The organism is Nonomuraea sp. B208, assembly GCF_057536035.1.
The window spans coordinates 12,222-28,290 of the sequence record NZ_BAAJOU010000026.1; the positions used below are offsets into that span (position 1 = coordinate 12,222).

18 protein-coding genes are annotated in these 16,069 nt (G+C 73.4%); 12 read left to right on the forward strand and 6 right to left on the reverse strand.

All coding sequences use genetic code 11. The features are described 5' to 3' along the window. Positions 1 to 58 precede the first annotated feature (58 nt). Positions 59 to 850, forward strand: a complete 792-nt coding sequence (locus AC27IY_RS31240; protein ID WP_423448741.1) for an inositol monophosphatase family protein — start codon at positions 59 to 61, stop codon at positions 848 to 850. 125 nt (positions 851 to 975) lie between these two features. Here the strand turns inward: AC27IY_RS31240 and AC27IY_RS31245 are convergent, their stop codons facing one another. Both AC27IY_RS31245 and AC27IY_RS31250 read right to left on the reverse strand, forming a co-directional pair. Next, positions 976 to 1,683, reverse strand: a complete 708-nt coding sequence (locus AC27IY_RS31245) for an HAD family hydrolase (RefSeq protein WP_344215435.1) — start codon at positions 1,681 to 1,683, stop codon at positions 976 to 978. Then, a complete protein-coding gene (locus tag AC27IY_RS31250) occupies positions 1,680 to 2,468 on the reverse strand; it encodes a GbsR/MarR family transcriptional regulator (RefSeq protein ID WP_487180075.1) in 789 nt (262 codons plus the stop codon). Before AC27IY_RS31250 ends, AC27IY_RS31245 begins: the two co-directional genes overlap by 4 nt. Positions 2,469 to 2,689: 221 nt before the next feature. Here AC27IY_RS31250 and AC27IY_RS31255 point away from each other — a divergent pair, with 221 nt between their 5' ends. From AC27IY_RS31255 to AC27IY_RS31265, 3 genes are read left to right on the forward strand one after another with little or no spacing between them, the layout of a single operon-like run. Further along, positions 2,690 to 3,517 carry an oxidoreductase gene (locus AC27IY_RS31255; RefSeq protein ID WP_487180076.1) on the forward strand — a complete coding sequence of 276 codons (828 nt, stop codon included), beginning with the start codon at positions 2,690 to 2,692 and terminating at the stop codon, positions 3,515 to 3,517. Positions 3,518 to 3,569: 52 nt separating this feature from the next. Beyond that, the gene (locus tag AC27IY_RS31260) at positions 3,570 to 4,472 is read left to right on the forward strand and encodes an ABC transporter ATP-binding protein (RefSeq protein WP_487180077.1); all 903 of its coding nucleotides are present in this window, start codon (positions 3,570 to 3,572) and stop codon (positions 4,470 to 4,472) included. Further along, on the forward strand, positions 4,469 to 6,094 hold the full coding sequence (locus AC27IY_RS31265) for an ABC transporter permease (protein WP_487180078.1): 1,626 nt from the start codon (positions 4,469 to 4,471) through the stop codon (positions 6,092 to 6,094). Before AC27IY_RS31260 ends, AC27IY_RS31265 begins: the two co-directional genes overlap by 4 nt. A 21-nt stretch (positions 6,095 to 6,115) precedes the next feature. Here AC27IY_RS31265 and AC27IY_RS31270 read toward each other — a convergent pair whose 3' ends face one another. Then, on the reverse strand, positions 6,116 to 6,772 hold the full coding sequence (locus tag AC27IY_RS31270) for a GntR family transcriptional regulator (RefSeq protein ID WP_423448732.1): 657 nt from the start codon (positions 6,770 to 6,772) through the stop codon (positions 6,116 to 6,118). 66 nt (positions 6,773 to 6,838) lie between these two features. Between AC27IY_RS31270 and AC27IY_RS31275 the strand changes: the two genes are divergently transcribed. Together AC27IY_RS31275 and AC27IY_RS31280 are read left to right on the forward strand one after the other, a co-directional pair. After that, positions 6,839 to 8,026 (forward strand): CaiB/BaiF CoA transferase family protein, encoded by a 1,188-nt coding sequence (locus AC27IY_RS31275; RefSeq protein ID WP_487180079.1) that lies wholly within the window; start codon positions 6,839 to 6,841, stop codon positions 8,024 to 8,026. Further along, entirely contained in the window at positions 8,023 to 8,844 is an 822-nt protein-coding gene (locus AC27IY_RS31280; RefSeq protein WP_487180080.1) for an HpcH/HpaI aldolase/citrate lyase family protein, read from the forward strand. Before AC27IY_RS31275 ends, AC27IY_RS31280 begins: the two co-directional genes overlap by 4 nt. Positions 8,845 to 8,846: 2 nt before the next feature. Here AC27IY_RS31280 and AC27IY_RS31285 read toward each other — a convergent pair whose 3' ends face one another. Next, positions 8,847 to 9,485, reverse strand: coding sequence for a TetR/AcrR family transcriptional regulator (locus tag AC27IY_RS31285; RefSeq protein ID WP_364452671.1), 639 nt, complete (start codon positions 9,483 to 9,485; stop codon positions 8,847 to 8,849). Positions 9,486 to 9,603: 118 nt separating this feature from the next. On the opposite strand from AC27IY_RS31285, the gene AC27IY_RS31290 reads away from it, so the two are divergent. The 5 genes from AC27IY_RS31290 (at position 9,604) to AC27IY_RS31310 (ending at position 14,452) form a co-directional block, all read left to right on the forward strand. Next, positions 9,604 to 10,587: a sugar ABC transporter substrate-binding protein gene (locus AC27IY_RS31290; RefSeq protein ID WP_487180081.1), complete on the forward strand. Its 984-nt coding sequence runs from the start codon at positions 9,604 to 9,606 to the stop codon at positions 10,585 to 10,587. Then, positions 10,584 to 11,639 (forward strand): ABC transporter permease, encoded by a 1,056-nt coding sequence (locus AC27IY_RS31295; protein ID WP_487180082.1) that lies wholly within the window; start codon positions 10,584 to 10,586, stop codon positions 11,637 to 11,639. Before AC27IY_RS31290 ends, AC27IY_RS31295 begins: the two co-directional genes overlap by 4 nt. Next, complete coding sequence (locus AC27IY_RS31300; RefSeq protein WP_344215419.1) at positions 11,636 to 12,391, forward strand: ATP-binding cassette domain-containing protein; 756 nt, start codon at positions 11,636 to 11,638, stop codon at positions 12,389 to 12,391. Before AC27IY_RS31295 ends, AC27IY_RS31300 begins: the two co-directional genes overlap by 4 nt. A gap of 99 nt (positions 12,392 to 12,490) precedes the next feature. After that, positions 12,491 to 13,447 (forward strand): alpha/beta hydrolase, encoded by a 957-nt coding sequence (locus AC27IY_RS31305; RefSeq protein WP_487180083.1) that lies wholly within the window; start codon positions 12,491 to 12,493, stop codon positions 13,445 to 13,447. A gap of 165 nt (positions 13,448 to 13,612) precedes the next feature. After that, positions 13,613 to 14,452, forward strand: a complete 840-nt coding sequence (locus AC27IY_RS31310; RefSeq protein WP_487180084.1) for a metallophosphoesterase family protein — start codon at positions 13,613 to 13,615, stop codon at positions 14,450 to 14,452. 5 nt (positions 14,453 to 14,457) lie between these two features. Here AC27IY_RS31310 and crcB read toward each other — a convergent pair whose 3' ends face one another. Both crcB and AC27IY_RS31320 read right to left on the reverse strand, forming a co-directional pair. Further along, a complete protein-coding gene (crcB, locus tag AC27IY_RS31315; RefSeq protein ID WP_487180085.1) occupies positions 14,458 to 14,817 on the reverse strand; it encodes a fluoride efflux transporter CrcB in 360 nt (119 codons plus the stop codon). Further along, on the reverse strand, positions 14,814 to 15,272 hold the full coding sequence (locus AC27IY_RS31320; RefSeq protein ID WP_487180086.1) for a FluC/FEX family fluoride channel: 459 nt from the start codon (positions 15,270 to 15,272) through the stop codon (positions 14,814 to 14,816). The genes crcB and AC27IY_RS31320 overlap by 4 nt, the downstream gene beginning before the upstream one ends. Before the next feature lie 73 nt (positions 15,273 to 15,345). On the opposite strand from AC27IY_RS31320, the gene AC27IY_RS31325 reads away from it, so the two are divergent. Further along, positions 15,346 to 16,059, forward strand: coding sequence for an HNH endonuclease family protein (locus tag AC27IY_RS31325; protein ID WP_487180087.1), 714 nt, complete (start codon positions 15,346 to 15,348; stop codon positions 16,057 to 16,059). The last annotated feature ends 10 nt before the right edge of the window (positions 16,060 to 16,069 follow it).

The following is a 16,069-nucleotide window of genomic DNA, read 5'->3' on the forward strand; positions in this document are numbered from 1 at the left end:
TCAGCTTAACCGAGGTCAGAATGTCATGACAAACGATCGGCACGTTAGGGTGGGGACGATGGATGCGACAGAGTTGCTCGACACCGCCGCCGAGGCGGCCAGGTCCGTCGGCCCCCGGCTGCGCGAGGCGTTCCGGTCCCGGCCCGAGGTGGACACCAAACGCGACTTCCACGACCCCGTCACCGAGCACGACCGGGCCGCCGAGGAGGAGATCCGCGCGGTCATCGAGGCGCGCGCCCCCGGCAGCGCCGTCGTCGGCGAGGAGGGCGGGGCCACCGGCTCCGGCGACCTCGTCTGGTACGTCGACCCGATCGACGGCACCGCCAACTTCGCCGCCGGCCTGCCCTTCTTCTGCGTCTCCATCGCCGCCGCCGTGCACGGCGAGCTGGTGGCGGGCGTGGTCTACGACCCGGTGCGCGACGACGCGTTCACCGCGAGCACCGAGGGCGCCTGGTGCAACGGCGAGCCGATCCGCAGCCGGGGCGCGACCCGCGACCGCGAGGCTGTGCTGCTGTGCTCCTACCCGCAGCCGGGCGACCTCGACGCCGAGGGGGATGAGGCGCTGCTGCGTTACGGGCGTCTCCTGCGCTCGTTCGCCACCATCCGGCGGCCGGGCAGCGCGGCGCTCAACCTGGCGCACGTCGCGGCCGGCTGGTCCGACGCCACCTACGGCACCTTGTCCAGCCCCTGGGACGTGGCCGCCGGGGCGCTGCTGGTGCGCCAGGCGGGCGGCGTCTATCTGGGCGACCCCCTGGCCAAGGGCGACTATCTGGCGCACGTCGGCGGCTTCGACCTGGCCGGCTCCGCCCTGGCCGAGGTGAGCAGCCGCCCGCGCCGCGCCGCGCCCTGACCGCCCCACGCGCCTCACCGTCCGGCGCGCCTCACCGCCCGACGCGCCCTGACCGTCCGGCGCGCCTCACCGCCCCACGCGCCCTGACCGTCCGGCGCGTCCGGCCCCTCCTCAGTGCCCTCTCCTCAGCGGAGTGACGCGACGAGGGCGGGGAGCTCGGCCAGCGTGGTGATGCGCGGGAAGCCGGCCGGCGCCTCCTCCACGCCGAGCCGGTCGAGCCAGACCGAGCGCATGCCGGTGACCGCCGGGGCCGTCACGTCCCGCACGATGTCGTCGCCCACCAGCAGCACCTCCTCGGTCGCCAGCCCGAGGGCCGCGGCGGCGCCTGTGTAGGCGGCCGGCGACGGCTTGTAGTGCCCGTCCAGCACCTCGCCGGTCAGCACCGTACGCAGCGGCCCGGCCAGGCCGATCGCGCGGACCTTCGCCTCCTGCATCGGCTGCGTGCCGTTGGTCAGCACGCCGAGCGCCGGCCCCGAGGGCCCGGCCAGTGCGGCCACCGCCGCCGCCGCGTCGGGGAAGGCGGTCCAGCTCCGCCGGTAGCGGGCGGCGAAGTCGGCGTAGGCCGCGTCGAGGTCGTCCGGCCCGGGCTCGGGCACGTCGAGCTCCCGGCACAGGGCACGCAGGCGCAGGTGGCGCTGCTCCTGCACCGTGCACTCGCCCGCCTGCCAGCGCGCGAGGTACGGGCCCTCCAGCGCGGCCCACAACGCGGGCGCCTCGGCCTGGCGCGGATGGCCGGGGAAACGCGCCGCGAGCCAGTCCGCGATCGCGGCGTCGGCGGCCGCCCGGTGGTCCAGCAACGTGCCGTCCAGGTCGAACAGAACCCCGTTGATCATGGCCCCGACGATACCGGGCGCGGGGGAGGCGGCGACGCGCTCGGCGCAGTGTCCAGAGGCCGCCCCGCGGCGGTGTCCAGAGGCCGCCCCGCGGCGGTGTCGCGGTTGCCGGAGAAGGTCTGCCGGTAGTGCTCCGCGGCCAGGGCCATGTCGGTGCTGAGGACCTCGAAGAAGCGGCTCGCGGTCCGGAGGCGGATGCCCGCCGGGGTGTCGTCGCCGAGCAGACCGATGCCCACGCGGACGGTCTCGGCCCACATCATCATCGACTGGGTGCCGACCTGCCAGGCGTGGTACCAGACCTCGTCGTCGATGACGTACCGCTCGCGCCGGTGGTCGCGCTCACGTTTGATGAGCCCGATCAGCTCCAGATAGCCGACGCCCTTGGAGATCGACGCCGGGCTCACGCGGAGCCGCTCGGTGAGGTCGGCGGCGGTCAGGTCGCCGGTGTCGCTCGTGAACAGGCAGGCCAGCACCCTGGCCGCCATCGTCGGCATGCCGCTGAGCCGCGCGGTGAGCAGCTCCTCGAACTCGCGTACCGACTCGGGGTCGGGCCTGTCGGCCGGCGTTCTCGGAGGTGGGGGCAGCCGGCGGCGGGCGCGCCATTCGGCCGCTCGCTGAGCGTGAGCCGCGCGGTAGCCGTACGGGCCGCCGTTGCGCGCGATCTCGCGGCCGACCGTCGAGCGCGGCCGGCCGAGGCGGCGCGCGATCTCCGCGTACGACAGCCCGTGCAGCAGCCCTTCGGCGATCGTGCGGCGGTCCTCGTACGACAAGTGGCCTTTCGGCATGCGGTCTCCTGGCACGTCCGTCGTCGCGGATGCCCCCAGTATCCCGCGGGGACCACCTCGTCGCGTCAGCGGTGTGCGGGTGTTGCGTTTGCCGACATCGTCATCACACCGACCGCACCGCTCCGAGCTGGGACAACGCTGTTCGCGCCTTGCCGGATCCTCGATGCCGTCCCTAACTTCTCGCCGTACGCGAACGAAGGAAGACACGAACGGGGAGAGCTATGTCAGTCAAGATCTGCCTGGTGACGGGCGCCTCGTCCGGCATCGGTCACGCGACCGCGCTGGAGCTCCTGCGCGCCGGCCACATCGTCTACGGCGCCGCGCGGCGGGTGCATCTCATGGGCGCGCTGCGCGAGGCGGGAGGCCACGCCCTGGCCATGGACGTGACCGAGGAGGACGACCTGCGGCGCGTCGTGCGTACGATCCTGGACGCGCACGGCCGCATCGACGTGCTGGTGAACAACGCCGGAGCGGTCGTGCACGGCGCGGTCGAGGACACGCCGCTCACGATGGCGCGGGAGCTGTTCGAGGTGAACGTGTTCGGGCCGGCCCGCCTGATCCAGCTCGTCCTGCCACACCTGCGGCAGCAGCGGTCGGGCACGATCGTGAACGTCTCGTCGATCGGCGGCGAGATCGCGCTGCCGCTCGGCGCCTGGTACTACGCCTCCAAGCACGCCCAGGAGGCGTTCTCCGACACGCTGCGCATGGAGACCGCGCAGTTCGGCATCGAGGTGGTCGTCATCCAGCCGGGCATCATCAGGACGGACTTCGAAGCCGGCTCCGCCCGCCAATTACGGGAAATTTCTGGACATGGGGCCTATGGCGAGATGGCCGAGACCATGGCCCAGGCCGCGGAGGCGGCCATGAGCGACCCGAACAGTCCCGCCTCTGACCCGCACGTCGTCGCGACCACGATCCTGCATGCCGTCGAATCGGACCGGCCACAGACCCGCTACGTGGTCGGCTGGCAGGCCGAAGCCCTGCTGAACCTCAACAGGTCGCTGTCGGACCGCGAGTTCGACGCCGCTGTGACCCGTTCGCGCCCGTGACCCGCGCCGGCCGCGTCCCCTCGCTCACGCACCACCTCCTCAGGAGACCCTCATGACCCCTGCCGTCGCCGTGTCCGGGCTGGTCAAGGCATACGGCCCGGCCCGCGCCCTGGACGGTCTCGACTTGACGGTGCACCCCGGAGAGGTGCACGGCTTCCTCGGCCCGAACGGAGCAGGCAAGAGCACGACCCTCCGGATCCTGCTCGGCCTGGTCCGGGCCACCTCCGGCACCGTCCGGCTGCTGGGCGGCGACCCGTGGGCCGACGCCGTGCCGCTGCACCGGCGGCTGGCGTACGTGCCGGGTGACGTCGAGCTGTGGCCGAACCTGACCGGAGGCGAGATCATCGACGTGCTCGGCCGGCTGCGTGGCGGGTTCGACGTCAAGCGCAGGAACGAGCTGATCGAGCGGTTCGAGCTGGACCCGAAGAAGAAGGCCCGCACCTACTCCAAGGGCAACCGGCAGAAGGTCGCCCTGGTCTCCGCGTTCGCCGCCGAGGCGGAGCTGCTGATCCTGGACGAGTCGACCAGCGGGCTGGACCCGCTGATGGAGGTGGTCTTCCAACAGCTCGTCGCCGAGGCCAAGGCGGCCGGGCACACGATCCTGCTGTCCAGCCACATCCTGGCCCAGGTGGAGAACCTCGCCGACCGCGTCACCATCATCCGCTCCGGCAGGGCCGTGGAGTCCGGCACGCTGGAGCGGCTGCGGCACCTGACCCGTACGACGATCGTGGCCGCGACCGACGCCCCCGTCACCGGCCTCGACCGGCTGACCGGCGTGCACGACGCGACCACCGAGCGGCAGGGCGTGCGCTTCAGCGTGGACAGCGAACACCTGGATGCCGCCATCCGGCATCTGACCACGTTCGGCATCCGCTCGCTGGTCAGCCATCCGCCGACGCTGGAGGAGCTCATGCTCCGCCACTACGGCGCCCGGAAGACCGCGAGGGCGGCATGACCAGCACCACGCCCCCGGCACGCCACCCCACCGCGTCTCACCCCACTGGGGGCCACCTGACCGGCACCGCCACCCTGGTCCGGCTGGCGCTGCGACGGGACCGCATCAAGTCGCCCCTCTGGCTGATCGCCATCACGGTCATGGTCCCGCGCTTCCACTACGCCGCCGCCACCGTCGTCGCGCCGACGCCGGAGGCCAGGGCGGAGGCCGCCCAGATGATCAAGGCGTCGTTCATGCGGGTGCTCGCCGGGCCCGTCTTCGGCGAGCGGGCCGTCACCTCGCAGAGCTACTTCCTGGCCGCCTACTGGGTGGAGTTCCTGCTCGCCGCCGCGTTGATGAACATCCTGCTCATCACCCGGCACACCCGGGCCGAGGAGCGGACCGGGCGGGCCGAGCTCGTCAGGGCCGCCGTCGTCGGCCGGCACGCTCAGCTCACCGCCGCCCTGGTCGTCGCCGTGGCGGCCGACGCCGCCCTCGCCGTCCTGGTCGCCGGCGCGGCGATCGGCGTCGGGTTCCCCGCGGCGGGCGCGCTGCTGTTCGGCGCCTCCCTCGCCGCGGCCGGGCTGGTGTTCGCCGCGGCCACCGCCGTCACCGCGCAGCTCACCGAGCAGCCCAGGGCCGCCGCGGGGATCGCCGGCGCGGCGCTGTTCGCCTCCTGGATCACGCGCGGCGCCGGAGCGTTGCAGGACCAGGAAGGCGGGCCGCTGTTCTGGCTGTCCCCGATCGGCTGGTCGCAGCAGACCCGGGTGCTGGCCGGCGATCGCTGGTGGCCGCTCGGCCTGTCCGTGCTGCTCGCCGCGCTGCTCGCCGCCGGCGCCTACCACCTGGCCGGCCGCCGCGACCTCGGCGCCGCTCTGCTCGCCGCCCGTCCCGGCCGGGCCGCCGGCCCGTCGTGGCTGCGCTCCCCGCTCGCCCTGGCCTGGCGGCTGCAACAGTCGGCCATCGGGTGGTGGGCGGCCGCGCTCCTCGCCGCCGGCCTGGCGATGGGGGGTATGGCGGGCGGCATGGTGGGCATCGACCTGGACGTCTTCCCCGCCGGAGCGGACGTGGTGCGCGGCTGGCTGAGCCTCCTGGTGTTCACCGGATCCCTCTGCGCCGCCGTGTTCGCGCTGCTGTCGGTCTCCCGGCTGCGCGCCGAGGAGGCTCGCGGCCTCGTGGGGCCCGTGCTGGCGGGGCCGGTGGGCCGGTCGGCCTGGTTCGCCGCGTCCTTCCTGGTCACGGGGATCGGCGTGGTCGCCCTGCTCACGGTGTACGGCGCGGGGCTCGGCCTCGGCGCCGCCGTCTCCACCGGGGAACCGGGCCTGGTGGCCGAGGTCGTCGGGGCCGCCCTGCTCCGCCTGCCCGAGGTGCTGGTCCTGCTCGCCGTCCCGGCCGCGCTGTTCGGGCTTGCCCCGCGCGCCATGGCCGCCGCCTGGGCCGTGTTCCTCTACAGCGCTCTCGTCCAGGTCTTCGGCCCGTACGCGGGCGTGCCCGCCTGGCTGACCGGCACCTCCGTCCTGTCCCATCTGCCCTGGCATCCCTTGGGCGCGTTCGCCCCGGTCGCCACGGCCGTGCTGACCGTGCTCGCCGCCCCGCTCTTCCTCCTCGGCCGGTACGGCCTGCGCCGCCGCGACCTCGCGTGAGACGACGCGCTCCCGGGCGGGTCAGGTGGTCCGGGCGCGGAAGGCGCCCGCGTGCCGGACGTGCTCGATCATGACGCGCTCGGCCGCGTCGCCGTCGCCCGCCGCGAGGGCTTCCAGAATGGCCTCGTGCGCGTCGAGCTGGGCCTGGACCTGGTCCCGCGCCAGCCACAGCGACGCCTCCGCCGGCACGGGGACGCTGTTGCGCACCGCCCGCGCGTGCGCGCCCAGGAACGCCGGCCCGCCGATGTCCACGATGCGCAGGTGGAAGCGGAGGCTCTGCTCGCCCAGGCGGTCGCCCCGGCCGCGCGCGGCGTCCTCGACCATGGCGGCGTGCAGCTCGCGCAGCTCGGCCAGCTCCTCGGCCGTGACGCGGGCGGCGGCGAGCCGGGCGCCGAGCCCTTCGACGACCGCGCGCAGGCCGTAGTACTCCGCCAGCGCCTCCTCGCCGAGGTCCACCACGGTCGCCCCGTGGTGCGCCTCATAGCTGATGAGGCGGTCCTTCTCCAGCCTGCGCAGCGCCTCGCGCACCGGCGTGACGGACACGCCGAGCCGCCTGGCCACCTCGCCGGCCCGCAGCGCGGTCCCGCCGGGGATGCGCGCGTTGCGGATGTCGTCGAGCAGCGTGTTGTAGACGTATTCGGCCTTGCTGACGGGGGGCCGCGGCTCCAGCGCTGACATGTCGTCCAGTGTCCCGTACGTTCTCGTCGAATTGACCTATGACATATTTCTTATAACTTACAAACCATGACAGTCCTCGGCGACCTGCGGGTCATCGACGCGGCGACGCTGTTCGCCGGTCCCTCCGCCGCGATGATGCTCGGCGACTTCGGCGCCGACGTGATCAAGATCGAGCACCCCCGGCGCGGCGACCCGTCGCGCGGCCACGGCGCGTCGGCCCGCGGCGTCGGCCTGTGGTGGAAGACGCTCGCGCGCAACAAGCGCACCGCCGCCGTCGACCTGTCGCGCGCCGAGGGCCAGGAGATCCTGCGCCGCCTGTGCGAGCGCTCCGACGTGCTGATCGAGAACTTCCGCCCCGGCACGCTCGAACGCTGGGACCTCGACCCCGAGGACCTGCTGAAGCTCAACCCCCGGCTGATCGTGGCCAGGATGACCGGGTTCGGGCAGCAGGGGCCGATGGCGCGGCAGCCGGGGTTCGGCACGCTGGCCGAGGCGATGAGCGGCTTCGCGGCCATGACCGGCCAGCCCGACGGCCCGCCCACGCTGCCGCCCCTCGCCCTCGCCGACGGCATCGCGGGCCTCGCCATGTCGTACGCGATCATGCTGGCCCTGCACGCCCGCGAGCGCACCGGGCGCGGCCAGGTGATCGACCTGGCCATCATCGAGCCGATCATGGCCCTGCTGGGGCCGCAGATGACCGCGTACAAGGCGCTCGGCGTGGTGCCGCGGCGCACCGGCAACCGCTCCAGCAGCAACGCCCCCCGCAACACCTACCGCACCCGCGACGGCCGCTGGCTGGCGATCTCCACCAGCGCGCAGCCGATCGCCGAGCGGGTGGTCACCCTCGTCGGCCGGCCCGACCTGGTCGAGCAGCCGTGGTTCGCCACCGGGCAGGGCCGCGTCCAGCACGTGGACGAGCTCGACGAGGCCGTCGCCTCCTGGATCGCCGAGCGCGACGCCGCCGAGGTGATCGCCCGCTTCGAGGAGGCGCAGGCCGCGGTCGCGCCCATCTACGACGTCACCGACATCGCGCGGGACCCGCAGTACGAGGCGCTCGGCACGTTCGTCGAGCTGCCCGACGAGGAGCTGGGCAGTGTCACCATGCAGAACGTCATGTTCCGCCTGTCGGACACCCCGGGCGAGATCCGCTGGCCGGGGCGTCCGCTCGGCAGGGACACCGACGAGGTGCTGACCGAGCTCGACTACTCCCGCGAGCGTCTGGCCGAGCTGCGCGAGGCCGGGGTGATCGCGTGATCCCGCCGGTGACCTGGCTGTACGTCCCCGGTGACCGGCCTGAACGGTTCGCCAAGGCGGCCGCGTCCGGGGCCGACGTGGTCATCATCGACCTGGAGGACGCGGTCGTGCCCGCCCGCAAGGACGAGGCCCGCGCCAACGCCGTCGCCTACCTGCGCGATCGGCCCCCTGCCGGCGCCGCCGTGCACGTCCGGGTCAACGACCTCACCACGGCCCGGGGCCGGGCGGACCTGGAGGCGGTCGGCGGCCTGGCCGATGGCGTACGGCTGCCGAAGGTCGAGGACACCGCCGTGCTCGACGGGATCGCGGACGGGCGGGCGTACCCGCTGCTGGAGTCGGCGGCCGGGATCCTGCGCGCGGCGGCCGTCGCCGCGCATCCGGCCGTGGCCGGGATCGCGCTCGGCGAGCAGGACCTCGCCGCCGAGCTGTCGATCACCGACGAGGCCGCCATGAACCACCTGCGGCTCCAGGCGGTGCTCGCGGCGGCGGCGGCCGGGCTGCCGCCGGTGCCGATGTCGGTGTATCCCGACGTCAGGGACGAGGACGGGCTCGCCGCTTCCTGCCGGGCCGGGCGCGCGACGGGCCTGTTCGGCCGGACCGCGATCCACCCCCGGCAGATCCCGGTGATCCGGCGGGCCTTCCGGCCGGGGGAGGAGGAGGTCGCGAGGGCCGAGGAGATCGTCGCGGCGGCCGAGCGCGCCGAAGGGGCGGGGCTCGGGGCGGTGGCGCTGCCGGACGGCCGGTTCGTGGACGCGCCGGTGCTGGCCCGCGCCCGCCGTACGGTCGAGCTGGCCCGCCACCTCGCCGCCGAGGTCTGACGTCAGGAGCCGGTCCACCAGCGGGAGGACAGCTCCTCGTCCGTCGCCGCGGGGCCGGGCAGCTCGCGGCGGGCCGGCGGCAGGCGCAGCGCGTCCATCATCAGGGCGAGATAGCGGTGGCGCAGCTCGGAGATCCGCCGCTCGTCGCCCACCCGGATGGAGGCGATCTGCTCCAGCAGCAGCGCGATGTCGGCGGTGGTGAGGTCGGGGCGCAGCACGCCCGCCTCCACCGTGCGCCGGTGGATCTCGGTCGCCAGGGCTCCCGCCCGCATCGCGTCGCGGCCCAGCTCCTCCGTCGGCTGGAACGTCCCGGCCAGCCTGATCGTCAGCGAGTTGGTGTCGGCGTCGACGATGCCGCGCAGGTAGCCGGCGAACGCCTCCCACGGGTCGCCCTCCTCGGCCAGCGCCCGCTCGGTGACCTCGATGTAGAGTTTCAGCCCGTCGCCGCACAGTTTCTGCAGCAGGGCCTCCTTGCTGGGATAGCGGCGGTAGAGCGCGCTGATGCCGACGCCCGCCTTCTCGGCGACGGCCGCGATGGGGGCGCCGGGGTCGGCGGTGAAGACCGCCCGCGCCGCCTGGAGGATCAGCTCGTCGTTCCGCGCGGCCTGCGCCTTGCGGCCGCTCATGGGTGCGCTGGTCATGCTCGTATTATAGGGAACGTAGTCTTCCGTTCTGCAAGTACGTCTGTCCTGATGTCTATACGACACGTTGACACTGAGGTAGAACCGGGCCAAGCCTGTTGGTCTTGGAGGTGTCCTCGTGAGACGTACCCCGATCGTGCTGGCACTGTTAGGAGCCCTCGCCCTCACGGCCTGCTCGTCCCCGTCCCCGGACGGGCAGAGCGCGCCGAGCAGCGCTCCGGCGGCCGGATCCCCGGCCAAGAGCGGCGGCAGGTACGCCGTCATCACCCACGGCGGCGCCGGCGACGCCTTCTGGGACGTGGTCAAGAACGGCGCCGAGGCCGCCGGCGAGCAGTACGGCGTCACCGTCACCTACCAGGGCGACGGCGACCCCGCCAAGCAGTCCCAGCTCATCGACCAGGCCGTCGCCGAGAAGGTGGACGGCCTCGTGGTCTCCATGGCCAACCCCGACGCGCTGAAGGAGGCGATCGGCAAGGCCGTCGCCGCGAAGATCCCGGTGGTGACGATCAACTCGGGGGCCGACTCCTCCAAGGCGTTCGGCGCGCTCACCCACGTCGGGCAGTCCGAGGACGTGGCCGGGCGCGGCGCGGGCGAGCAGCTCAAGGCGGCCGGCGTCACCAAGCTCCTGTGCGTCATCCACGAGGCCGGCAACGTCGGCCTCGACCAGCGCTGCAAGGGCGCCGAGGAGACCCTCGGCGGCGCCGTCGAACGGCTCCAGGTGGACATCGGCAACCTGGCCGACGTGACGTCCAAGGTCACCGCCAAGCTCCAGTCGGACAAGCAGGTCAACGGCGTGCTGGCGCTCAACCCGGCGATCGCCGTGGCCGCCAGGGACGCCGTCAGGGACTCGGGATCGACCGCCAAGGTGGCCACCTTCGACCTGTCGGCCGACGTGGTGGAGGCGATCAAGGCCGGCGAGGTCCTGTTCGCCGTGGACCAGCAGCAGTACCTCCAGGGCTACCTGCCCATCACGTTCCTGCACCTCTACACCACCAACCTCAACACCGTGGGCGGCGGCCTGCCGGTCAACACCGGGCCGGGCTTCGTCACCAAGGACAACGCCGACCAGGTCGCCAAGCTGGCGGAGGCGGGCACCAGATGAGCCGGACGAGCGCGCCAGGGACGGTGGCGGCCGCCGACGAGCGGATCGCCCGCGTCGGCCTGGCCCGCCGCCTGCTCATCCGGCCCGAGCTGGGCGCGGTGGTCGGCGCGGTGCTGGTGTTCGCGTTCTTCGCCGCCCAGTCGCCGGTGTTCCGCTCGCCGGCCGGCGTCGCGAACTGGCTCGACCCGGCCGCCACGCTCGGCATCATGACGGTCGCGGTCGCGCTGCTCATGATCGGCGGCGAGTTCGACCTGTCGGCGGGCGTGCTGACCGGCACCAGCGGGCTCATCCTGGTCACGCTGGCCACCAGGTTCGGGCTCAACGTGTGGCTCGCCATGCTGGCGGGGCTGGCGGTGGCGCTGGCCGTCGGGTTCGCCAACGGGCTGATCGTGACCCGCACCCGGCTGCCCAGCTTCATCGTCACGCTCGGCACGTTCCTCATGCTCCAGGGCGTCAACCTCGGCGTGACCAAGGCCATCACCGGGACGGTCCAGGTCGGCGGGCTGCGCAGGGCCGACGGGTACGACGGCGCCAGCGCCCTGCTGGCCGGCACCGTCGACCTCGGCGGCACCTCGTTCCGGGTGGCGATCCTGTGGTGGCTGCTGGTGACGGCGGTGGCGACGTGGGTGCTCATGCGCTCCCGGGCGGGCAACTGGATCTTCGCGGTGGGCGGCGACGAGCGGGCCGCGCGGGCGGTCGGCGTGCCGGCCGCGCGGACGAAGATCGCGCTGTTCATGACCACGGCGTTCGCCGCCTGGCTGGTCGGCTCGATCCTGGCGCTGCGCTACACCTCGGTCCAGGCCAACATCGGCATCGGCCAGGAGTTCATCTACATCATCGCGGCGGTCATCGGCGGCTGCCTGCTGACCGGCGGCTACGGCTCGGCCGTCGGAGCAGCCATCGGCGCGGTCATCTTCGGCATGGCCGACAAGGGCATCGTCTTCCTCGGCTGGGACGCCGACTGGTTCAAGTTCTTCCTGGGCGCGATGCTGCTGCTGGCCACGCTGGCCAACCGGCTGGTGCGCCGCTACGCCGAGGAGGTGCGGCATTGATCCTGGAGACCCGCGGCATCGGCAAGAGGTTCGGATCGGTGCTGGCGCTGCGCGAGGTGTCGATGGGCGTGGCCGCCGGGGAGGTGCTGTGCGTGCTCGGCGACAACGGCGCCGGCAAGTCGACGCTCATCAAGATCCTGTCCGGCGTTCACCAGCACGACACGGGGGCGCTGCTCGTGGACGGCGAGGAGGTGCGCCTGTCGAGCCCGCGCGACGCGCTCGACCGCGGCATCGCCACCGTCTACCAGGACCTGGCGATGATCCCGCTCATGTCGGTGTGGCGCAACTTCTTCCTCGGCTCCGAGCCGCGCAAGGGCCTCGCCTTCGACGTGGCGAAGGCCCGCCGGGTGGCCCGCGAGGAGCTGCGGGCCATGGGCATCGACATCCGCGACGTGGACCAGCCGGTCGGCACGCTGTCCGGCGGGGAGCGGCAGTCGGTGGCGATCGCGCGGGCCGTGCACTTCGGCGCCCGCGTGCTCATCCTCGACGAGCCCACCTCGGCGCTCGGCGTCAAGCAGGCCGGGGTGGTGCTGCGCTACATCGCCCGCGCCCGCGACCGGGGGCTCGCCGTGGTCTTCATCACCCACAACCCGCACCACGCCCACCCGGTGGGCGACCGGTTCCTGCTGCTCAACCGGGGCGCCGGCATGGGCGAGTACGCCAAGGCCGACATCACCCCGCAGGAGCTGACGGCGCTCATGGCGGGCGGGGCGGAGCTGGAGGAGCTGGCGCACGAGCTGCGGCGCGAGTGAGGCTCTTGGGCGGGAATTGACGGTTCCCGGCGGGTGCCTGGAGGCGGGGCGAGGCACAACCACCCCGGCAAGGTGTACGCGAGAGCCCGGAGGTCGCCGGTGAGCAGGAAGGTCGTGCTGGAGCAGGCGGCACGGGAGTTCGCCGAGGCGACCTCCGAGCCGCCCTTCATCTACGAGCTGCCGCCCGAGCAGGGCCGCGAGGTGCTGGAGAAGCTCCAGTCCGGGTCCGGCGTGCCCAAGCCGGACATCGACGAGGAGTGGATCGAGGTCCGGGGCGGCCCGACCGGGACGGTGCCGGTGCGCCTGGTCAGGCCCAAGGGCGCCACGGGCGCCCTGCCGGTGATCCTCTACATCCACGGCGCGGGCTGGGTGTTCGGCTCGGCCCGCACGCACGACCGCCTGGTGCGCGAGCTGGCCGTGCGCTGCGAGGCGGCCGTGGTCTTCCCCGAGTACGACCGCGCCCCCGAGGCCAAGTATCCGACCCAGATCGAGCAGAACTACGCCGCCGCCCGATTGGTGACGGAGCACGGCGGTGAGAAGGGCCTCGACGCCGGGCGGATGGCCGTCGCCGGCGACTCGGTCGGCGGCAACATGTCCGCCGTGCTGGCCCTCATGGCCAAGGAACGCGGCGACGTGCGACTGCGCGGCCAGGCGTTGTTCTACCCGGTCACCGACGCGAGCTTCGACACCGAGTCCTACCACGACTTCGCGACGGGCTACTACCTCAACCGCGACGGCATGAAGTGGTTCTGGGACCAGTACACGACCGACGCCGGGCAGCGGGCCGAGAGCCACGCCTCGCCGCTGCGGGCCACGGACGAGGAGCTGCGCGGCCTGCCGCCCGCGATCGTGCTCAACGGCGAGGCCGACGTGCTGCGGGACGAGGGCGAGGCGTACGCGGCCCGGCTGCGCGCGGCGGGCGTGGACGTGACGGCGGTCCGGCTGGCCGGGATGATCCACGACTTCGTCATGCTCGACGCGCTGCGCGGCACCAACGCCGCCAGGGCCGCGATGGACCTGGCCGTCGGCGCGCTGCGGACCTGGCTGCGCGCATGACCTACCGGATCAGGAGGAACGGCCGCGAGCTGCTGCGGAGCGGCCCGTTATTACGCCGCTCCCGGCCGGGGCCCTAGGGGGTCCCGGCCGGATCTTCACACCGGCAGGGGTGGGGAGAGGCGCGTCCGCGTGGCATGCTCGTGACAGCCGGAAGGAGGCCCCCCGTTGCCCGCCCGCCCCGATGGCCGCCTGCTCGCGGTCAGTGACCTGCACGTCTCCTACGCCGAGAACCGCGCGATCGTCCAGGAGCTGAAACCGTCCGCGCGCGGCGACTGGCTCCTGGTGGCCGGGGACGTCGCCGAGAACCTGGAGGACATCCGCTGGGCGCTGCGGCTGCTCGCGGGCCGCTTCGAACGGGTGGTGTGGACGCCGGGCAACCACGAGCTGTGGACGCCGCGCGGCGACCAGCCCGAGCTGCGGGGCGTGGCCCGCTACGAGCATCTGGTCGCGATGTGCAGGGAGCTGGGCGTCCTGACGCCGGAGGACCCCTACCCGCTGTGGGAGGGGCCGGGCGGGCCGGTGCGGATCGTGCCGCTGTTCCTGCTCTACGACTACACGTTCCTGCCGCCGGGCATCGACTCCAAGGAGGAGGCCCTGGAGTACGCCCACGGCACCGGCGTGGTGTGCACCGACGAGTTCCTCCTGCACCCGGACCCCTACCCGAGCAGAGAGGCGTGGTGCCGGGCGCGGGTGGCGGCGACCGAGCGGCGGCTGGCGGCGGCCGACGACGGCGTGCCGCTGGTGTTCGTCAACCACTACCCGCTCGTCCGCGAGCCCACGGACGTGCTGTGGTACCCGGAGTTCGCGCAGTGGTGCGGCACCACCGCCACCCGCGACTGGCACCGGCGCTTCCCGACGGCCGCGATGATCTACGGCCACCTGCACATCCCGCGCGTCAACCGGTACGACGGGGTCCGCTTCGAGGAGGTCTCGCTCGGCTACCCGCGCGAGTGGCGCCGCCGCCCGCCCCGCGACCTGCTGCGCGAGGTCCTGGTCGAACCGTGAGCGCGTCACGTGAGCGCCTGGGCCAGGGCGGCGCCGCAGTACGCCGCGCCGAGCCCGGCGACGACGCTGGCGGCGGCGTTGGCCACGGCGTGGAAGCGGGCGCCCACCTCCAGCAGCCGCACCGTCTCGTAGCCGAACGTCGAGTACGTCGTCAGCGCCCCGCAGAACCCGGTGCCGGCCAGCGCCATCAGCCCGCCGTCCACCGGCAGCGCGGCGAGGAACCCCAGCAGCGCCGACCCGGCCACGTTGACGGAGAGCGTCCCCCAGGGGAAGACCGTGTCGTGCCGGGCCTGCACCGCCCGGTCGGCGAGGTAGCGCAGCGGCGCGCCGACCGCCGCGCCGGCCACGATGAGCAGCAGCGTCATCCCGCCGCCCGCCTCCCGGCGGCCCGCCGGGTCAGCCACATGCCGGCGGCGACGGCGGCCAGCGCCGCGGCCATCGTGGCGGCCAGGTAGGCCAGCCCGACGACCGGCGCGCCCGCCTCGACCACCCGCCGCACGTCCACCACGTACGTCGAGAACGTCGTGTACCCGCCCAGCACCCCCACGCCGAGGAACGGCCGCACGAGCCGGTGCGCCGGCCGCACCTCGGTGATCACCACCATGAGCACCCCGATGAGCAGGCAACCCGACACATTGACCCAGAACGTCGCCCACGGGAACCCGCCCGGCGGAGCCGGCAGCGCCGACTGCAGGCCGTGGCGGGCCAGCGCCCCGAGCGCCCCGCCGGCCGCGATGACGGCCAGGACCGGCCAGTGCAGCTCGGCGCGCTGCGCCGGGACGTGGAGATCGACGTCAGGATCGATCGGGCGTTCGGTCACACAATCCTCCCGTGTCGGAACACCTCAAGCCGGGAATTTCTCTAGAGATCTGGAAGCGCGCTCGGAGGCCCGATTGAGCACGAAGGACGCCCTCGCCCTTCTCGCAGGAGCCATCATCGTCGTTTCCCTCGTCGGCACGGCCAGGACACCACCGGCGACGGCGGCCAGCCCGCTGGGCAACACCGGCGGCACTTTACCCGGTCTGGCCCCCATCATCTCCGACGCCGACAAGGCCGAGGCACGCGCCCTCATCCGGCGGCTGCGCACCCGGGCGCTCGGCCCCAACGCCGGCTACGAACGCACCCGCTACGGCGAGAACTGGGCCGACACCGCGCCCGGCGTGCCGTACGCGGGGAACGGCTGCCGCACCCGCGACGACCTGCTGGCCCGCGACGGCAGGAACGTGAAGTACCGCGCCGGCTCGCGCTGCGAGGTCGTGTCGCTCACGCTGGAGGACCCCTACACCGGCCGGATCATCCGCTGGCGGAAGAACCGCGCGGACGAGGTGCAGGTCGACCACGTGGTGCCGCTGAACTACGGCTGGCGCATGGGCGCGCGGCGCTGGCCGATGTCGAAGCGGCTCGACTTCGCCAACGACCCGCTCAACCTGCTGCCGGTGTACGGCGCCGCGAACGAGGAGAAGGACGCCGCCGGGCCGTCGGGCTGGCTGCCGCCGCAGCGGCGGGTGCGCTGCGCGTACGTCACCCGCTTCGCCCAGGTCGCCGTGAAGTACGGCGTCCCGGTCACCCCGGCGGACAAGAGGGCGATGCTCGCCCAGTGCCGATGAGGGGGCAGAT